The 17,706-nt window shown below is 48.8% G+C and carries 14 protein-coding genes and 1 pseudogene; 6 read left to right on the top strand and 9 right to left on the bottom strand.

Annotated features, from left to right (window positions below; genetic code table 11):
- The first annotated feature begins 520 nt into the window (after window positions 1–520).
- From CX664_RS01210 to uvrA, 3 genes are all read left to right on the top strand, one after another.
- The gene (locus CX664_RS01210; protein WP_145999749.1) at window positions 521–1,057 is read left to right on the top strand and encodes a hypothetical protein; all 537 of its coding nucleotides are present in this window, start codon (window positions 521–523) and stop codon (window positions 1,055–1,057) included.
- 238 nt (window positions 1,058–1,295) lie between these two features.
- Window positions 1,296–2,060: a hypothetical protein gene (locus CX664_RS01205; RefSeq protein WP_145999748.1), complete on the top strand. Its 765-nt coding sequence runs from the start codon at window positions 1,296–1,298 to the stop codon at window positions 2,058–2,060.
- Window positions 2,061–2,151: 91 nt separating this feature from the next.
- A complete protein-coding gene (gene uvrA, locus CX664_RS01200; protein ID WP_101744951.1) occupies window positions 2,152–4,977 on the top strand; it encodes an excinuclease ABC subunit UvrA in 2,826 nt (941 codons plus the stop codon).
- 70 nt (window positions 4,978–5,047) lie between these two features.
- Here uvrA and CX664_RS01195 read toward each other — a convergent pair whose 3' ends face one another.
- Entirely contained in the window at window positions 5,048–5,458 is a 411-nt protein-coding gene (locus CX664_RS01195; RefSeq protein ID WP_101744950.1) for a hypothetical protein, read from the bottom strand.
- A gap of 138 nt (window positions 5,459–5,596) precedes the next feature.
- On the opposite strand from CX664_RS01195, the gene CX664_RS01190 reads away from it, so the two are divergent.
- Window positions 5,597–5,950 carry a hypothetical protein gene (locus tag CX664_RS01190; RefSeq protein ID WP_101744949.1) on the top strand — a complete coding sequence of 118 codons (354 nt, stop codon included), beginning with the start codon at window positions 5,597–5,599 and terminating at the stop codon, window positions 5,948–5,950.
- Entirely contained in the window at window positions 5,925–6,419 is a 495-nt protein-coding gene (locus tag CX664_RS01185) for a TM2 domain-containing protein (protein WP_101744948.1), read from the top strand. The genes CX664_RS01190 and CX664_RS01185 overlap by 26 nt, the downstream gene beginning before the upstream one ends.
- 221 nt (window positions 6,420–6,640) lie before the next feature.
- Here the strand turns inward: CX664_RS01185 and CX664_RS28415 are convergent.
- The 8 genes and pseudogenes from CX664_RS28415 to dapB all read right to left on the bottom strand — a co-directional run.
- A pseudogene (locus tag CX664_RS28415) lies at window positions 6,641–6,910 on the bottom strand (hypothetical protein); the annotation flags it as partial.
- Between the two features lie 321 nt (window positions 6,911–7,231).
- Window positions 7,232–7,366 (bottom strand): transposase, encoded by a 135-nt coding sequence (locus CX664_RS01175; protein WP_206679207.1) that lies wholly within the window; start codon window positions 7,364–7,366, stop codon window positions 7,232–7,234.
- A gap of 7 nt (window positions 7,367–7,373) precedes the next feature.
- Complete coding sequence (locus CX664_RS01170; protein ID WP_101744946.1) at window positions 7,374–8,528, bottom strand: hypothetical protein; 1,155 nt, start codon at window positions 8,526–8,528, stop codon at window positions 7,374–7,376.
- A gap of 997 nt (window positions 8,529–9,525) precedes the next feature.
- Window positions 9,526–10,002 (bottom strand): transcription elongation factor GreA, encoded by a 477-nt coding sequence (gene greA / locus CX664_RS01165; RefSeq protein ID WP_101744945.1) that lies wholly within the window; start codon window positions 10,000–10,002, stop codon window positions 9,526–9,528.
- Window positions 9,999–13,259, bottom strand: coding sequence for a carbamoyl-phosphate synthase large subunit (gene carB / locus CX664_RS01160; protein ID WP_101744944.1), 3,261 nt, complete (start codon window positions 13,257–13,259; stop codon window positions 9,999–10,001). Before carB ends, greA begins: the two co-directional genes overlap by 4 nt.
- Window positions 13,260–13,286: 27 nt before the next feature.
- A complete protein-coding gene (carA, locus tag CX664_RS01155; protein ID WP_101744943.1) occupies window positions 13,287–14,429 on the bottom strand; it encodes a glutamine-hydrolyzing carbamoyl-phosphate synthase small subunit in 1,143 nt (380 codons plus the stop codon).
- A gap of 193 nt (window positions 14,430–14,622) precedes the next feature.
- Window positions 14,623–15,450 carry a hypothetical protein gene (locus CX664_RS01150; RefSeq protein WP_145999747.1) on the bottom strand — a complete coding sequence of 276 codons (828 nt, stop codon included), beginning with the start codon at window positions 15,448–15,450 and terminating at the stop codon, window positions 14,623–14,625.
- A 223-nt stretch (window positions 15,451–15,673) separates the two neighbouring features.
- Window positions 15,674–16,504 carry a 4-hydroxy-tetrahydrodipicolinate reductase gene (dapB, locus tag CX664_RS01145; protein WP_101744941.1) on the bottom strand — a complete coding sequence of 277 codons (831 nt, stop codon included), beginning with the start codon at window positions 16,502–16,504 and terminating at the stop codon, window positions 15,674–15,676.
- Between the two features lie 317 nt (window positions 16,505–16,821).
- On the opposite strand from dapB, the gene CX664_RS01140 reads away from it, so the two are divergent.
- Window positions 16,822–17,475, top strand: a complete 654-nt coding sequence (locus CX664_RS01140; protein ID WP_101744940.1) for a hypothetical protein — start codon at window positions 16,822–16,824, stop codon at window positions 17,473–17,475.
- Window positions 17,476–17,706: the final 231 nt, after the last annotated feature.

The raw sequence follows: 17,706 nt of genomic DNA, 5'->3' as shown, positions 1-17,706 counted from the left end.
CCGGATGCTATGCACAAAGCATGCTCACGGATTATAGCCCAGGGGGAGTCATCATCAGTGATGATGAGACCCGTTGATGTTTTACCGGCACTCAGGCAATCGTCGCCAGGTCAGGTGGTCAGGCAAAAACACTCTCTTGCGTCTGCGACAAAATGTCACTGTTGCTACCCTGACATGCTGACTATAAATACAAGTCAGAGCCTCTTGAAAATTCGTTGTGTGCCTATCAAAAACATCACAAATATCAAGAACAACAGCCGAGCACACGTATCATGATCTGGTTTAACGCTAGCGGCAGCAGCCTGACATCGAAACTATCAGGAATTATTACGCTATCCTCACGTGAGTAGATTAATTCATGAGTGATACTTTAAAAAAAAACACCTTTATTATATTGGTCATTTGTATTCCCTTACTTGCTGCATCTACGGCATTTCCTGCTGATACATTAGTTTCCGACCCCCCTATTTCGGCACATTACAAAAAGCAAAATAGTGATGGTACAGAAATCAGCTGCATTGTGACCGGGAATGAAACTCAAGAAGAACGGGAAAGGCTGCACATAGCTGGCTGTACTCTGGAAACACTGCGAAATAACCCTGATATTGATGTTGAGGTCACATTAAAAACAAACACTGGTCCCAGATCGATCCTGATGACCTCCAAATACTATTTAATGTGGTTAAACAGCGGCCTCCATGCCGTCAATATCTCTCGCACCTTACCTTTTGCGGTCCTCAATCTGGTGGTTTTTCATCCTGGTGAAGCACTGAAATACCTGGTTTTTTCAGCACTATATAATGTAGGCTTGTCCCGTAATGCCAACCAGACACTCTACCCATTCCTTGGTAAACACCTCTCATCTTACTTTTATCCTGATGGCCGGGATAACCGTAATAACGATGAACCTGAAAGCCTTGGCCTTGGAGGCCACATGCTGGTCATCAGCGCAGATCTTATTATGTGGTGGCTGGAGGCCCCTAACTTTGGCTTTAACATAAACAGTCTGATGCTCGATCTGGATTTATTACACTTTGTCCTTGATATGGCAATATAAACCGGACAAGGCATTTCCAATAAAGTGCCTGACTGACGTAGGAGCCTGCAAAATCAAATAAATCAATCTTTTGGTTGGTACCCTTTTAGAGAGCTATTCAGAGCCAGTAAGTTGGTTGGAGAGTAAACCAGAGGGATAAACTTTATCCATGTCAAAAAGCACCTATAACATTGCCCATAATAAAATTATCAGAATAAAACGACATTTGTTTAATTTTTGGTTTCAATGCATCCTGTCCATGCTGCTTACCATTTCTCTCCCATGTCTGTCCGACACTATCAAAGAAGAAACCACAGGCTTCTCGATGTCAGCCAGCTACACGACAATTAATGAACACGGAAAAGAAACCCTTTGCACAATCTCAAGTAACGATCACATTGAAAAATTGCAAGCGTTGAAAAGCACAGACTGTAAGCTCCCCATGTCAACTGACCCTAATGATCAGTCAGTCATTCTGATCTCCCATAGCCCCTACCATGAAACCAAACAGATATTACTCACTACCCGCAACCTGCTGATGTGGTCCTATATGGCCGTGCACGTCTACAAACTTCTGGACTCGGGAAATATCCTCTGGACTCAACAGGAAGCCTGCCCCTGCAGCGGGAAATTAATGGACATCAGCAATAACCCGGACCGGTTAATGACCAAAGGTTTCTTTTTTACCTACTACCTCCTGAGCCTCGGATATCATGGCTGGCGTTATATTCAATCCTATATAAATCCCGGTGCTGCAGCCCCTGACAGCAAAACATCTGAATTCAAGAATGATGAAATTGCATGGTCCGACACACTGAACCACGTCATATCCAGAGTTTCAGAGTATCCTTATGCCGGTCAAATTCTGACCTTGGCTCTGGATTCAGCCGCACTGAAATGGGACTGTCGATGCCCCGGCTATTTTACCGACAGCAAAGGTGGCCTTTATTTCAACGGCCACCTCTGGATGCTTTTGCTGAATGTCGCAATTTTTACTACAGACTTGGCGATCGACTACTTATAATACTCCGTTTGCTCTCAGAGCCTGTTGGTGACCTTTTTCAGCTTGCAGAAAGGCCACCAACAGGCTCTCTCACTGGCACGGAGAAAAGGCTGTGGAAAAGATTACCGTACAGGGCGCACGTACACACAATCTGAAGAACATCAACCTGGAGATGCCCCGTGACAGCCTGATAGTAATCACCGGCCTATCGGGTTCCGGTAAATCTTCCCTGGCCTTTGACACGCTGTATGCAGAAGGTCAGCGTCGTTATGTTGAGTCCCTGTCAGCCTATGCCCGCCAATTTCTATCCATGATGGAAAAGCCCGATGTAGACCATATCGAAGGACTCTCGCCGGCTATCTCCATTGAGCAGAAATCCACCAGCCATAACCCGCGCTCCACCGTCGGTACGATCACAGAAATCTATGACTATCTCCGGTTGCTGTTTGCCCGCGTCGGCATTCCACACTGCCCGACACACCACCTGCACCTGGAAGCTCAAACCGTCAGTCAGATGGTAGACCAGGTTCTGGCACTGCCTGAAGGCACCAAACTGATGCTGCTGGCCCCGGTGGTCAGGGGGCGCAAAGGTGAACACCTCCATGTATTCAACGAACTGAGAAGCAACGGTTTTATCCGTGCCAGAATCAACGGGATTGTTACGGATCTTGATACACCACCAAAACTGGATAAAAAGAAGAAGCACACCATCGAAGTGGTCATAGACCGCTTCAAGGTGCGTGATGATTTACAACTGCGCCTCTCCGAGTCGTTTGAAACGGCCCTTGAGTTGACTGATGGTCTTGCTACTGTCAGCTACATGGATGATGACGCTAAAGACGACATTGTCTTCTCTTCCCGGTTCGCCTGCCCGGAATGCGGTTACAGCCTCAATGAGCTGGAACCACGGCTTTTTTCCTTTAACAATCCGGCCGGAGCATGCGCCACTTGTGATGGGCTGGGTGTTAAGCAGTTCTTCGACCAGGATCGTATAGTACAGCACCCTGAATTGACCCTGGCAGAAGGCGCAATCCGTGGTTGGGACCGGCGCAGTGTTTACTACTTTCACCTGCTGAAATCACTGGCCGCTCACTACGGTTTCAGCATTGACACCCCGTTTGATGACTTAAGCCCGGAACAGCAGAATATTATTCTTCATGGGTCCGGTGATGAAGAGGTCAATTTCAGTTACGTCAATGACCGGGGAGATGTCTATAAAAAACGGCATATTTTTGAAGGCATTATTCCCAACTTTGAGCGACGTTTCAGGGACACCGACTCCCAGTCCGTCCGGGAAGAGCTGGCCAAGTACCTCAGCACCCAGCCATGCCCATCCTGTAAAGGCACCCGTTTACGGAAAGAAGCCCGGAATGTATTTGTCCAGAATGAAACCCTGCCGGACCTGGTTAAATTACCCGTTGAAAAAGCGCTGGTCTATTTTCAGGATCTTGACCTGCCTGGTCGCCGTGGCGAAATTGCCAGGAAAGTACTTAAGGAAATCTGCGATCGCCTGAGCTTTCTGGTCAATGTCGGCCTGAACTATCTTACCCTGGAGCGCAGTGCGGATACCCTTTCCGGTGGTGAGGCCCAGAGAATACGATTGGCCAGCCAGATTGGCGCAGGTCTTGTCGGGGTTATGTATATTCTTGATGAACCCAGTATCGGGCTACATCAACGGGACAATGAACGTCTTCTGAATACGCTGACCCGTTTGCGAGACCTGGGTAACACGGTGATCGTCGTTGAACATGATGAAGATGCCATTCGCAGCGCTGATCATGTCATCGATATTGGCCCCGGTGCCGGTGTTCATGGTGGTGCCATCGTCGCCCAGGGAACCCCGGGGCAGATCATGGACTCACCCAATTCTTTAACGGGTAAATACCTCTCAGGTATTTGCAGGATCAATGTGCCATCCAAAAGAACACCCACAGACGCAAAGAAAACCCTGAAACTCAGTGGTTGCAACGGCAATAACCTGAAAAATGTCACACTGGAAATTCCAGTGGGTTTAATGACCTGTGTTACCGGCGTTTCGGGCTCCGGCAAGTCCACCTTAATCAATGGCACACTGTATCCGCTGGCCGCCACAGCGCTCAATAAAGCAACGACATTAACCGCTGCTCCCTATAAAAAGCTAACCGGCATTCAGCATTTTGATAAATGCATTGATATAGACCAGAGCCCCATTGGCCGTACACCACGCTCTAACCCGGCCACCTACACCGGGATTTTTACCGCCATTCGTGAACTCTTCGCCGGCACTCAGGAGGCTCGTTCCCGGGGCTATAAACCCGGCCGATTCAGCTTTAATGTCAAAGGTGGCCGATGCGAGGCCTGCCAGGGAGACGGTGTTATCAAGGTAGAAATGCACTTTCTGCCAGATATCTACGTTGCCTGCGATGTCTGTAAGGGCAAACGTTATAACCGCGAAACCCTGGAAGTAAAATACAAAGGCAAGAACATCCACGAAGTACTTGAAATGACCGTGGAAGAAGCACTGCAATATTTCGATCCAATACCCGCGATCAAGCGCAAACTGCAAACCCTGATGGATGTAGGGCTTTCCTATATTCATCTCGGGCAGAACGCTACCACCTTGTCTGGTGGTGAAGCCCAGCGGGTGAAACTGGCGAAAGAGCTGTCCAAACGGGATACCGGTAAAACACTCTATATACTGGACGAGCCCACCACCGGGCTCCATTTTCACGACATTGAACAGCTACTCACTGTCCTTCATCGTTTGCGGGATCATGGCAACAGCGTGGTCGTCATTGAGCACAATCTGGATGTGATTAAAACGGCAGACTGGATTATTGACCTGGGCCCGGAGGGTGGTGATGGTGGTGGGCAGATTATTGCCGCTGGCACCCCGGAAGCCGTATCGGATGTTCCAGAGTCTCATACCGGCCGCTTCCTGAAACCGATGCTTGCTTGACACGCGACTATCTTAAGGTGCAGAAAAGAAGCCAAATCTGCACCTATTGAGAAGAGCATCCCTATCTACTTCATTCTGGTCGATCTGGAACGTCATCCCCGGCTGCTTGTCGCTCACACGCATCCAACAAAGTACAGACTCGCTCGAAAATAAAGCCACCAGGGCGCATACATACCTGTTCGGCAATTTTCGTAACGGTCACAATCACAGGATATATACAAATTGCCTCTAGAACAGTTACCACCTTCAACGCAGTATCCGATTCACGTGCTATTAACCGACGTCCTAGCTCGGTACTGGACAACAGGTAATGATGTCCGATACAACCTACACAAAAAGGTACTGCCGCAGTAATAATGGCAACGCATCGGCCAAAATCTGTTGCTTTTTTCCTTATATGGCGTGAAACACCAGCCGATGGCAGATTGTCAACTGCATCGTGGGCACCTTGTTGAACCTGGTTTACACCTGAAGCCTGCATAGTAACAACCTCTTGGAATGAGCAATTAAACGAATTGCATGATAGAAGGAACCCATCAATTACATTGAAACCGTGTCAGAAAGGAACTTTTATAAGAAAGAGTAATCTCTAGCTGTAAGTCAGTAATACTACAATTCAATGAATCACCTTAATAACATACCTTCATTCGATTGTTATTTTACCGACCTTCATTGCGGCGTGTCAGATTTACCGGGGCAAACGTATAAATCTGGTGTCAGTGGGCAACAGCCTGAATACCTGGGCCTGTTTGTTCAGACACTGAACGCTCCTTTTCCGGTTTACCATAATCAGTCAGATACACATGAAAATTTTGCCGACTCTTTTAATTCATTGAATAAATATACTATTAATTCTTCAACCCTTGCCGCTTCAGCAAACACTTTCGTCAATGATATTCCCGAGATACCTCAATCAGCTCTGGATCAATATGTACCCTGGAATTCTGATGATCAACGATTTCATTATAAGTAGTTGGCCAAATGGAATCGTATATTTCTGGCTAAGTGGGCAGTTACTATGCAAGGCACAACGCAGGGAGCATAGCCGTAGCTATGTGACCGTAGTTGTAACGCCGCAGAGTGACTGCCCACTTAGTCAGAAAATACGATTTCATTTGGTTAACTACTTAACAGGAACTATCTGGTTGTTCACTCTTGGTCTCTTTGGCATCGGCTGGCTGATCGATCTTTTCCTTATCCCGGCCATGGATCGGGAAGCGGATTTTCGTTTCCATAGTGGCCAGTATGATTACTCTGTTACATGGATATTGCTGGCATTCCTTGGTGTATTCGGTGTCCATCGTATGTACCTGGGGAAATGGATATCGGGAATTTTTTATCTGTTTACCATTGGTTTTTTTGGCCTTGGGGTTATTTATGATTTTTGGACGTTAAATGACCAGATATCGATTAAAAACAGTGCGAATAGTTATGGATCATAAAACTGAAAAAGTGGGTTGAAAATTTTAGGGCAAGAATTGAAAGGCAGTTTTATCTTCGATGTGTTCAAGATTCAAGACCCGACCCCGGTTTTCAAGACCCGACCCCGGTTTTCGCTTTTCTCTATAAACGACAATTATTATGCACAATTCCGAGTAGATGAGGACGTTACCGCCCTCAGCCCTCGCAGATCCGGACGAGCCCACTTAAGGCATCCGGTTCCTCATGGATACTGGTTCACTAACTGATAACCTTGGTAGTACTGATGCTGGATTCTTGGCGGTGTCAGGGGGAAGCGTTTCAGGAACTGGGTGAATTTCTCCCACGGAATATAGCTTTTCCGAGATCGACGCCCCAGCCATTTGTGCCAGATTTCCTGTACTTTATGATGCACTGCTTTCAGGGCCTTGAGATTGCCTGTAATGCCAAAATACGCAAAGTGTCCCCGTAATTTCCGGTTTAACATAGCGTACTGCTCGTTTAATGGGTCATGTCTGTGTTTACGGCAATTTTATATGCATTAAATTAATAAAAAGCCGTAACAGGCCAATAATTGGTATTGATAGAGCTGTGAACAGACGTTCCAGGGTAGACATTAAGCAATTTATAGCAAAAAACCGGTTGCCTTACTCCGCTGTCATTCCGGATTGTACGGAATCCACCTTGCAGGGATAGCCAACGGCCGTTCACATCCATGTAAGATGGATTCTGTACAATCCCTGTACAGAATGACAACGGAGTTATTCTGAGTTAGTGATCAATAATTTTTAAAACAGCCCCTTTGTCTAGCGTAAGAGCAGACGATCGGAATAGTTCAGAAAAGCGCTAATATACCAGCAGAAAGGTTAGTGTCTGGCGTTTCCACTACCAGGTGATAATGATTGGTCATCAGACACCAGGAATGAATTGTCCAGTTAAAACGGTCACAGACCTCGGCCAGGGTATTCAAGGCTCAATCAATTATTGGCCTTCTGATTTAAGTGTTCCAGTGGTATCTCAGGTTCCGCTTGTTGCTGTGCCTCGTCCCGACGATGATAATATTGGTAGAGAGCGGATAGACCAATGCCTGCAACGAACGCGACAGCGGTACCCAGGCAGACGACAACCCAGGTACTGATGGTTCCAGCCAATGGTGCAGGCGTGATGGGGAGTGCCGCTGCCGGGGGCGTGCCGGAGAATGTCATTGATGCTTCCGGTAACGTCACCACGGTTTCCGTCACTGATGCTGTGGTTGTCATTGCCGCCGTTGCCAATGGTGTTGTGGTAGTGATCCTGGCATCGGTGGGCGGTAATGGCGTTGAGATGGTGTCTGCTGTAATGTTTGTGTTGAGCAATGACTGGGTGGCCTGGGCAGAACTGGACAACAGAGGGCTTGTGCCGGTCGAAGTATGGCTGGGCAGGTTGGTTGTGCTGTCCATTTTATTGAGTGATGGCATTGTCGGTTGTCGTGAGGTTCTAACAGTATTCGAGGTACTACTGTTAGAGGATGCTGATGTCTGCGTGCTATAAGGTCGCGAGCTGTCACTGCCAACCGAAAAATTTTTGCTTTGGTGGAGGCTTGAAGTCAGTTGACGCGCGCTACTGGTCCCTGGTTTTCCGTCTGCGGGCTGAGCCGCAGCTCCTGCCAGCCGATCCATCGCCATCAGGGTAACAGTTGCTATGGCCGGACCGGAAACACTGCCGGAAACACTGTTTGTTGTGCCGGAAGCAGTTACCGGCTTGCCCGGCTTTTCATCCTTCCGGTTGTTATCAGTTATCTTTTGCGAATGGCTTTTTGACTCATTTTCCGCACCGCTGGATGATTCTTTACCCGACTTGCCAGACATGGCCATATTGTCCAGGCTATGAGCCAGGGAAAAGGAAGAACAGAGCGTTCCTACCGCATCGCTGACTGCACTGGCATTGGGTACCCAGCAGGAAATTGCCTTGCTGGCCAGCCCGACCCCTTGTAAGACATTCGCCACTAAACTTGTTTTGTCGTTTTTATTGTCAGCAGGCAGCGTACTGGCAACCGGTGCAGTTGCCTGCTTGGTTTGTCGTTGATGCTCAGGAATATAATTGGGAGAGAGAGCTGAAGAAGGAGGTAACACCTGACTGGACAGCAACTGCAAACTTTCCTAATGTGCCAGAGGGATTTGTTTTTGCTGGTTCGTCAGGGTAGAGATTGCTGGTTACATCTGACAGTGGTACACGAGTTGAAGAAAATGGTTGCACAATTTACTCCATAGATATTATTTCGGTTAGACATTGAGTGTCATTGTCGTATGGCTGAAAAACAAAGGCACATAGCCAGTGAGCCTGTAGCCTAGATGACTTTTTGTCGTTATTTCAGTTTTGGTAAGATTGATTTGAACTAAATAAAGTCGTCAGCAATTTCTTTTGCCGTAAAAATTAATTTGCTTTATTCGGTTGGTATCACCTTGCGAACCGACTTTTTCAACTTTGCATTCTGCTATTTCCACAACTTGCATGAGAGCGGGGTATCAGGACCCTGGAGGCTGTCCGAGAATAGACTGCCCTGCGCGGCAACTGCTCCTGCGTTGCTCTAGCCCGGATATTTCATAAACGTGCTCCCGATCTCGCTTGTCCTTTGCCGCTCTAAGGGAGTTTTGCTCAGTCGACCGTACTCCCAGGTAACGGCGCTCCCTCGCAAAATCCCTTAGAGCGACAAAGTCCTGCGCGAGATTCGGGGCAGTTTATGAAATATCCGGGCTAGCTCCTGCATCCATGCAGTCGTTTGGTTGCGATAAATTAAATAAAGAAATTAAATAAAGGACACCCAGAAGAAATAAAGAAAAATAAAGGACACCCAGAAAAAATAAAGAAAAAAATAAAGGACACCCAAGAAAAAAAATAAAGGATGACTCCCAAGAATTTGACTAATCGGCCAAAGAAATAAAGGACACCCAGAAGAAAGAAATAAGAGGAAATAAAAAGGAAAGAAAAACGGGGTCATATATGGTCCGCCCCGCTTTGCAAGGAAAAGTTTTCCATCATGACTAAAGAGTAAGTACACATTCGTTAGCCAAAATAAAGCCCTGTGCTGCCTCAGACAACACAGGGCTTCAATAAGTATGGAAAAAGATACCGCACTCAGTAATGCATTAATCAAATATGCTGCACTTCATCGATCTCATATTCAACACCGCCAGAAGGCGTGTTAACCACAACCACATCCCCTTCCTCCTTGCCGATCAGGGCCCGGGCAATGGGTGAGTTGACAGAGATCTTGTTCACTTTGATATCCGCTTCATCATCGCCGACAATCTTGTAGGTGACTTCCCGGTCATCATCCAGGTTGATCAGTACAATCGTGGTACCGAACAGCACCTTGCCGGTCTTGGTGATGGTGGTAATATCAATTACCTGGGCATTGGAGAGCTTGGCTTCAATCTCGTTGATGCGACCTTCGGCAAAGCTCTGCTGCTCACGGGCGGCATGGTATTCAGCATTCTCCTTAAGGTCTCCGAGCTCACGTGCTTCAGCAATAGCCGCAGAAATACGAGGACGTTCCACCCCCTTCAAATGAGCCAGTTCCGCACGGAGGGCTTTTTCACCCTCCACTGTCATGGGAATTCTTTTCATCCAACGTTACCTTCGTGTAGACCCTGAAGCCGTCTGACCAATCTTTCAGATCCAAAGGCGATCGAACGCGCAATCGCTTCTGCTCCCGCCATGGTGGTTGTATATAGCACCTTATTGGTCAATGCAGAGCGACGGATCAGGTAAGAATCAGCAATGGCCTGACGACCCTCAGTCGTATTGATGACGAAGGCTATATCACCATTGACGATCATGTCCACCAAATGCGGTCTTCCCTGATGCACTTTGTTGATGGTGGTGACCGGCAAACCGGCTTCTTCTATCACTTTTGCCGTGCCGGAGGTGGCCAGCAGCTCGAAGCCGATATCCATCAGCAGACGAGCCACCATCGGCAACTCCGGTTTGTCAAAGTCCCGTACGGAGAGAATGACCTTCCCTCCCTGTGGCAGCTGCATGTTCTCAGCCAGCTGAGCCTTGTGGAAGGCTTCCGGGAAGGTAGCCCCAACGCCCATCACTTCGCCGGTGGATTTCATCTCCGGGCCAAGAATCGGGTCCACGCCGGGGAACTTATTAAATGGGAAAACCGCTTCTTTGACACTGTAGTATGGCGGCACAATCTCAGCAGTAAAGTTCAGCTCTTCCAGGGTTTTGCCCATCATCACCCGTGCCGCAATCTTGGCCAGGGAGTGGCCAATGCACTTGGAGACAAATGGCACGGTACGGGAAGCCCTGGGGTTCACCTCAATCACGTAGATCTGGTCATCCTGAATGGCCAGCTGCACATTCATCAGGCCCACAACACCCAATTCCAGTGCCATGGCACGAACCTGCTCACGGATTTCATCCTGATGACGACGGTTCAGGCTGTAAGGCGGCAGCGAGCAGCTGGAGTCACCGGAGTGAATACCCGCTTGCTCGATGTGCTGCATGATCGCGCCAATCACCACACGTTCACCATCACACACCGCATCGACGTCCACTTCTACCGCACGGTTCAGGAAGTAGTCCAATAGCACCGGGCTGTCGTTCGATACCTGAACAGCGTCTTTCATATAACGCACCAGCTCATCTTCGCCGGCGACGATTTCCATGGCACGGCCACCCAGAACATAGGAGGGACGAACCACCAGTGGATAGCCAATCTCCGCCGCTTTGGCCACCGCTTCCTGCTCACTGCGAACCGTGGCGTTAGCGGGCTGCAACAGACCCAGTTTCTGGATCATCTGCTGGAAGCGCTCACGGTCTTCGGCACGGTCAATGGCTTCAGGGCTGGTACCGATAATCGGCACACCTTCGGCTTCAAGGGCACGGGCCAGTTTCAGCGGCGTCTGGCCACCGTACTGAACAATAACCCCGGTGGGTTTCTCAACATCAATGATGGCCAGCACATCTTCCAGGGTTACCGGCTCAAAGTAGAGTCGGTCAGAGGTGTCGTAATCGGTAGAAACGGTCTCCGGATTACAGTTAACCATAATGGTTTCGTAACCATCTTCCCGCGCGGCCAGTGCCGCATGGACACAGCAGTAGTCAAACTCAATCCCCTGACCGATACGGTTTGGTCCACCACCAATCACCATGATTTTTTCACGGCCAGAAGGTTCGGCTTCACACTCTTCGTCATAGGAAGAGTACATGTACGCTGTCGTAGACTGGAATTCAGCCGCACAGGTATCCACGCGCTTATAGACGGGCTTTACCTGCTGTTCACGACGATAGTTGCGAACCTCGGCTTCTTTAATACCCAGCAGTTCAGCCATACGGGCATCGCTGAAGCCTTTCTGCTTCAGACGGAACAAACGCTCTTTCGACAGGGAGGTCAGGCCTTTGCCATCAGCCGCGTCGTTAGCCAGTAACGCTTCTTCATTCACCAGGTCCTGAATCTGTACCAGGAACCATGGATCAATCATGCACTCAGCAAAGATCGCTTCCAGGGTCATACCGGCACGGAAGGCATCCGCAACGTAGTAGATACGGTCAGCTTTCGGTGTCACCAGTTCACGACGGATTCTGGCCAGTGCATCTTCACGTTCTGCATCAGAGCAGGCATCCAGTTTGATATCAAACATGGAGTTAAAGCCCGTGGCACCGGTTTCCAGACCACGCAGTGCTTTCTGCACAGACTCCTGGAATGAACGACCAATGGCCATTACCTCACCCACCGATTTCATCTGAGTGGTCAGACGGTCATCTGCCTGAGGGAACTTCTCAAAGGCAAAGCGTGGGATTTTGGTCACCACGTAATCAATGGATGGCTCAAACGAGGCGGGAACCACGCCACCGGTGATCTCATTGCTCAGTTCATCCAGGGTGTAACCCACCGCCAGCTTGGCGGCAACACGGGCAATAGGGAAACCGGTGGCCTTGGAAGCCAGGGCAGAAGAACGGGACACCCGGGGGTTCATCTCAATGACCACCATGCGGCCCGTATCCGGGCAGATACCAAACTGTACGTTGGAACCGCCGGTTTCCACACCAATCTCACGCAGTACCGCAATGGAGGCGTTACGCATGATCTGGTATTCCTTATCGGTCAGCGTCTGGGCTGGCGCGACGGTAATGGAATCTCCGGTGTGAACCCCCATGGGGTCAAAGTTTTCGATGGCGCAGACAATGATGCAGTTATCATTGCGGTCACGAACCACTTCCATCTCGTACTCTTTCCAGCCAATCAGCGATTCATCAATCAGCAGCTCATTGGTGGGCGAAAGGTCGAGGCCACGGAAGCAGATCTCTTCAAACTCTGCCTTGTTATAGGCAATCCCACCCCCGGTGCCGCCCATGGTAAACGACGGACGAATAATACAGGGGAAGCCAACCTGATCGAGAACGGCGCGGGCTTCTTCCATGGTATGGGCAATACCGGAGCGCGGCGTTGCCAGACCGATATTTTTCATGGCCTGGTCAAACAGCTGGCGATCTTCGGCTTTGTCGATGGCCTGCTGGTTGGCACCAATCATGGCCACGCCGTACTTTTCCAGCACACCTTTATGGAACAGATCCAGGGCACAGTTCAGCGCGGTCTGACCGCCCATGGTGGGAAGAATGGCATCCGGGCGCTCTTTTTCGATAATCTTCTCGACGGTCTCCCAGCGGATTGGCTCAATATAGGTTGAGTCCGCCATGGCCGGGTCGGTCATAATGGTCGCCGGGTTGGAGTTGACCAGGATGACCCGAAACCCCTCTTCCTTCAGCGCCTTACAGGCCTGCGCTCCGGAATAGTCAAACTCACAGGCCTGGCCGATAATAATTGGACCAGCCCCGAGTATCAGAATACTTTCAATATCAGTACGTTTTGGCATCTTGTTCTCACATCAAAACGGGGTTGGTTACTTTGCTGCCTTCAGCATCTCAACAAAACGGTCAAACAGCCCGGCCACATCGTGTGGACCCGGGCTTGCTTCAGGGTGCCCCTGGAAGCTGAAAGCAGGACGATCAGTCCGCTCAATACCCTGAAGGCTGCCATCAAACAGTGACTTATGGGTTGCCTGCAGGTGCTCTGGCAACGAGTCTTCCGCTACTGCAAAACCATGGTTCTGGCTGGTAATCATGACCTGACCGGTCTTGAGATCCTGAACCGGGTGATTGCCGCCGTGGTGACCAAACTTCATCTTCTCGGTCCTGGCACCACTGGCCAGAGCCAGCAGCTGATGCCCCAGACAGATACCAAACACCGGCAGAGAAGTGTCCAGAATTTCTTTAATGGCGGCGATGGCGTAATCACAGGGCTCAGGATCACCGGGGCCGTTAGAGAGGAAAATACCATCCGGATTCAGGGCCAGAACCTCTTCGGCGGGTGTTTTGGCTGGCACAACGGTAAGGCGACAGCCTCGCTGAGCCAGCATGCGCAGAATGTTTCTTTTAACACCAAAATCGTAAGCCACGACGTGAAACGGCAGGTCCGTCACGTCGGCATGACTGTCGGTCTCCAGATTCCAGACACCTTCTGTCCAAGTGTAAGGCTGGTCAGTGGTGACTTCTTTTGCCAGGTCCATCCCTTTCAGGCCCGGAAATTCACGGGCCCTGGCCAGTGCTTTGGTTTCAGCCGCTTTTCCGGTCAGGGCGTCTCCCGCCAGGATACAGCCGTTCTGCGCACCTTTTTCCCGGAGAATTCGAGTCAGGCGGCGGGTATCAATACCAGCGATGGCGACAATATTGCGGGATTTCAGATAGTCATCCAGAGACATTTTACTGCGCCAGTTACTGGCCAGCAGTGGCAGGTCCTTGATGATCAGACCTGCGGCCTGGATTTGTGGGGATTCTTCGTCTTCCGGAGTAATACCGGTATTACCAATATGAGGATAGGTGAGCGTAACGATTTGGCGGGAATAAGAAGGGTCGGTGAGAATTTCCTGATAACCGGTCATTGCCGTGTTAAAAACCACCTCACCACTGGTCTCACCATCAATACCGATGGCAATTCCCCGGAAAATACTGCCATCTTCCAGAGCTAAAACAGCCGTCTTAGTCAAAGGATCCTCCCGAACTTGAACCTGAGCGCCTTATGCCCGAACGCTATGATGCTTTAAGCCCTCCAGTTTGAAGACCCAAAAAAAGCGAGATGTTTTAAAAAACCATCTCGCTTTTGATCTGGCACCCTGTCGCACACACCATAAATTCAAGGCAAATTTCAGCTATTAGACTATAAATCAATTAACTTTTCCACTACTTTTTTTGGTCGTCAGGTGATTTTTGATTCAGAGCATCAAGAGGCAGCAACTCAACCCAGTCTTGTTTATTCATAAATTCTTCCACCGCTCTTCCCACTCCTCCGGCCAACTCTGCACAATTGGACATCTCACGGATCGCCTGATTATACACACGCGCCCTAAACTTCTTCTGCAACTCCTCCTGCTTAAGTTCAAATGTCAGTTGTTGAATCTCTATTTTCAATTCGATCAGTTTTCTTAAAGATTCATCGTGTACAAGCACCTTGAATGCATACTCCATAGGATGCATTAAATTACCCAGACTGCGTCTGCAGCAACCTAGATTTTCAACAACTCTCTTCGCCTTATTTTCTTTGCTTTTCAGCTCACTCTTTTTTTTCTGTGCTTCGAACAAGAGCTGAAATCTGTTTTTTTTGATGATTCCCTCCATCCGATGCTGAAAGCATATCCTGAATACATCAGAGTTACGGCTCTCCCTGTGGTTATTTGCTGCCCCGGGCGGGTTGTTTTTACCAAAAGTGGATAGCTCATTTCTTGCTAATTTCTGAGGCACCACTTCAAGGTCCGTGCATGCAGGCAACGGCCTTTTCATCGATTTACCCATGCTTCCCGTTGGAACAGAGCCATTATAAGGCGCAATATGACGGGAACAAAGGCTGCGGGCAGCTCTGTCACAAGCTGTATTACTGCCCGGAAGCATTTTTTTCTGTCCTTCAGCTGTCCTCGGGAAACCTTCAATGCCATCAAGAATGCCATCAAGACTCTGATTCACTAACCAATCCCCCCACTCCTGAGGGGTAACAACGCCGGATACTATCATCACTATCAACCTCCTTTTTCACCCATTTTCCGCATTATCAGCGCATCGGGCAGTGATTTAAGTTCTCTTCAGTGATCAATCATGCAGCCAGACAGTTGATCCCAGATAAATCACTAACTACTTACAACGCCATCAGTGCAAAAATGAAGGGTATTGTTATAGCCCAGGGAATTGTAATGATGATGACAGGTCAAGCCTGAGAACCTGAGGGACCCTTGAACTGAAATCATTCATTGAAATCCAGTGGATTCAGGTTTCTCAGACCCAAAACATCCTGCATATCGAACAGGCCGGACTTTTTATCAGAAATAAATCGAACCGCCCGCAATGAGCCCCGGGCATAGATCAACCGGCTGCTGGCTTTATGGGTTACCTCCACGCGCTCACCTTCACAGGCAAACAGCACCGTATGGTCACCAATCACATCACCGGCTCGGACAGTGGCAAAGCCAATGGTTTCCCGATCTCTTGGCCCGGTATACCCTTCGCGACCGTAAACAGCGCACTTTTGCAGATCACGCCCCAGGGTATCTGCCACCACTTCACCCATTTTCAGTGCCGTTCCGGAGGGTGAGTCCACCTTATGACGATGGTGCGCCTCAATAACTTCAATATCTGCATCATCACCGAGCACCCTGGCAGCCATCTCCAGCAGCTTGAACACCAGGTTAACCCCGATACTCATATTGGGCGCAAAAACGATGGCGGTATCTTCTGCCGCTTTGGCGAGTTCTACCTTCTGATCATTGCTTAAGCCAGTGGTGCCAATCACAATGCCTTTCCCATACTGTTGGCACAGGGCAACATTCTGCATGGTCAATTCCGGAGTGGTAAAATCAATCAAAACTTCAAAGTCATTAACAGCTGCCACCAGGCTATCTGTTAATGGCACACCCAGTGAGCCAACCCCTGCCAGGTCTCCAGCATCTACCCCCAACAGAGCGTCGCCAGGCTTGATAATTGCTGCTCCCAGCTGGCACTGCTGATCAGCGGCAACGGCTTCCACCAGCATTCGCCCCATTCTTCCGGCGGCACCTGCAATGGCAACTCTGGTCATGTCACACTCCCTCTGGCATTTAAATCGGTTGCAAAAATCCTTCGTAGTCTATCGGACTACCCACAAACAGCAAGCAGGGCGGGGCAAACAACAATCCGGCTTTTATTTTTTAAGGAAAAAACGATAACCTGCCCCCACTTCGTGAAAATTACAGGTGCAATGATGATCAAACAGTTTGTACAAGACGTTCGGGAGATGCATTGGGCTCCAAGGCTGCTTATGGCCCTGGTCATTGTGAAAACCCTCTCTGTGATGATTCGGGAAGCACAGATACTTTAAAACTGAACTTTTTAACCTTACGGATATTCTAAGTTCTGATGCCTGAAAATGGATTCACTCCAAATCCATTAAATTTAATTCATAAAACCTTGGAAATAATGATTATGAATACGGGTCAGATTACAAGTTTTCAACAGCCCGCCTACCCCAACTTGCCTGAGCATAAAAAATTTAGCGGCTGCGTTAACCAAGGCTATACAAAATATGCTTATGAACCGAAAGATCCAGAGGATCCGACAAAAGGCATCAGGGTTAAAGTTAGTGTATATAGCAAGCTGGTAAAACCGGGCTATTTAAACGGTCACACTCATATAAAAAAACCTGCATCACAGCTGCTTTTATGGCTTCATGGATATAAAACTCTACCCTCCAGAGCCTGTTGTGCAAGGGCAGAAGCAGATATTCAAATAAAAATGCCTAAATACGTTATGGAAAGCTGTCTTCAAGCTTCCAGCCGGATTTACACAAATATTCTAAACCAAGACTCAAAATTACCGCATTCTAATGCCTTCCTCTCCTATGTAGACCTTATAGACCAATGCTTTTTCCTCTATGATAAGATTTTTCTTGAAAAGTATTTGCCCGAACTGGTCAAATCGCCAGAATTCGTTGTAGCAACCAATCAGAAAAAAGAGAAAGTAGCCTACTGGGACACATCGGTTAGTCACGTCCCAACGGAAAAACCTGTTTGAATCGATAACCCGGCATCAATGATGCCATTATCTTACTCCTTTGGGCACGTCATCTAAGTAGCTGGCCATATGGAATCATATATTTCTGGCTACTTGGGCAGGTACTATGCGAGGCACAACGGAGGGAGCATAGCCGTAGCTATGTGACCGGAGTTGTAACGAAGCAGAGTGCCTGAACAAGGAGTCAGAAATATATGATTCCATATGGTTAGCTACTTATACGAAGAGACA

Source organism: Endozoicomonas acroporae, assembly GCF_002864045.1.
Lineage (GTDB): Bacteria > Pseudomonadota > Gammaproteobacteria > Pseudomonadales > Endozoicomonadaceae > Endozoicomonas > Endozoicomonas acroporae.
Note: the sequence above shows the minus strand (reverse complement) of the source record. Positions and strands in the feature narration are given on the sequence as shown.

Bases quoted from the DNA above. Each gene is read 5' to 3' on its own strand.
- CX664_RS01190 (WP_101744949.1), top strand. From the start codon at position 5,597: ATGAATCACCTTAATAACATACCTTCATTCGATTGTTATTTTACCGAC.
- carB (WP_101744944.1), bottom strand. From the start codon at position 13,259: ATGCCAAAACGTACTGATATTGAAAGTATTCTGATACTCGGGGCTGGT.
- CX664_RS01205 (WP_145999748.1), top strand. From the start codon at position 1,296: ATGCTGCTTACCATTTCTCTCCCATGTCTGTCCGACACTATCAAAGAA.
- dapB (WP_101744941.1), bottom strand. From the start codon at position 16,504: ATGACCAGAGTTGCCATTGCAGGTGCCGCCGGAAGAATGGGGCGAATG.
- CX664_RS01140 (WP_101744940.1), top strand. From the start codon at position 16,822: ATGCCTGAAAATGGATTCACTCCAAATCCATTAAATTTAATTCATAAA.
- CX664_RS01195 (WP_101744950.1), bottom strand. From the start codon at position 5,458: ATGCAGGCTTCAGGTGTAAACCAGGTTCAACAAGGTGCCCACGATGCA.
- CX664_RS01185 (WP_101744948.1), top strand. From the start codon at position 5,925: ATGATCAACGATTTCATTATAAGTAGTTGGCCAAATGGAATCGTATAT.
- greA (WP_101744945.1), bottom strand. From the start codon at position 10,002: ATGAAAAGAATTCCCATGACAGTGGAGGGTGAAAAAGCCCTCCGTGCG.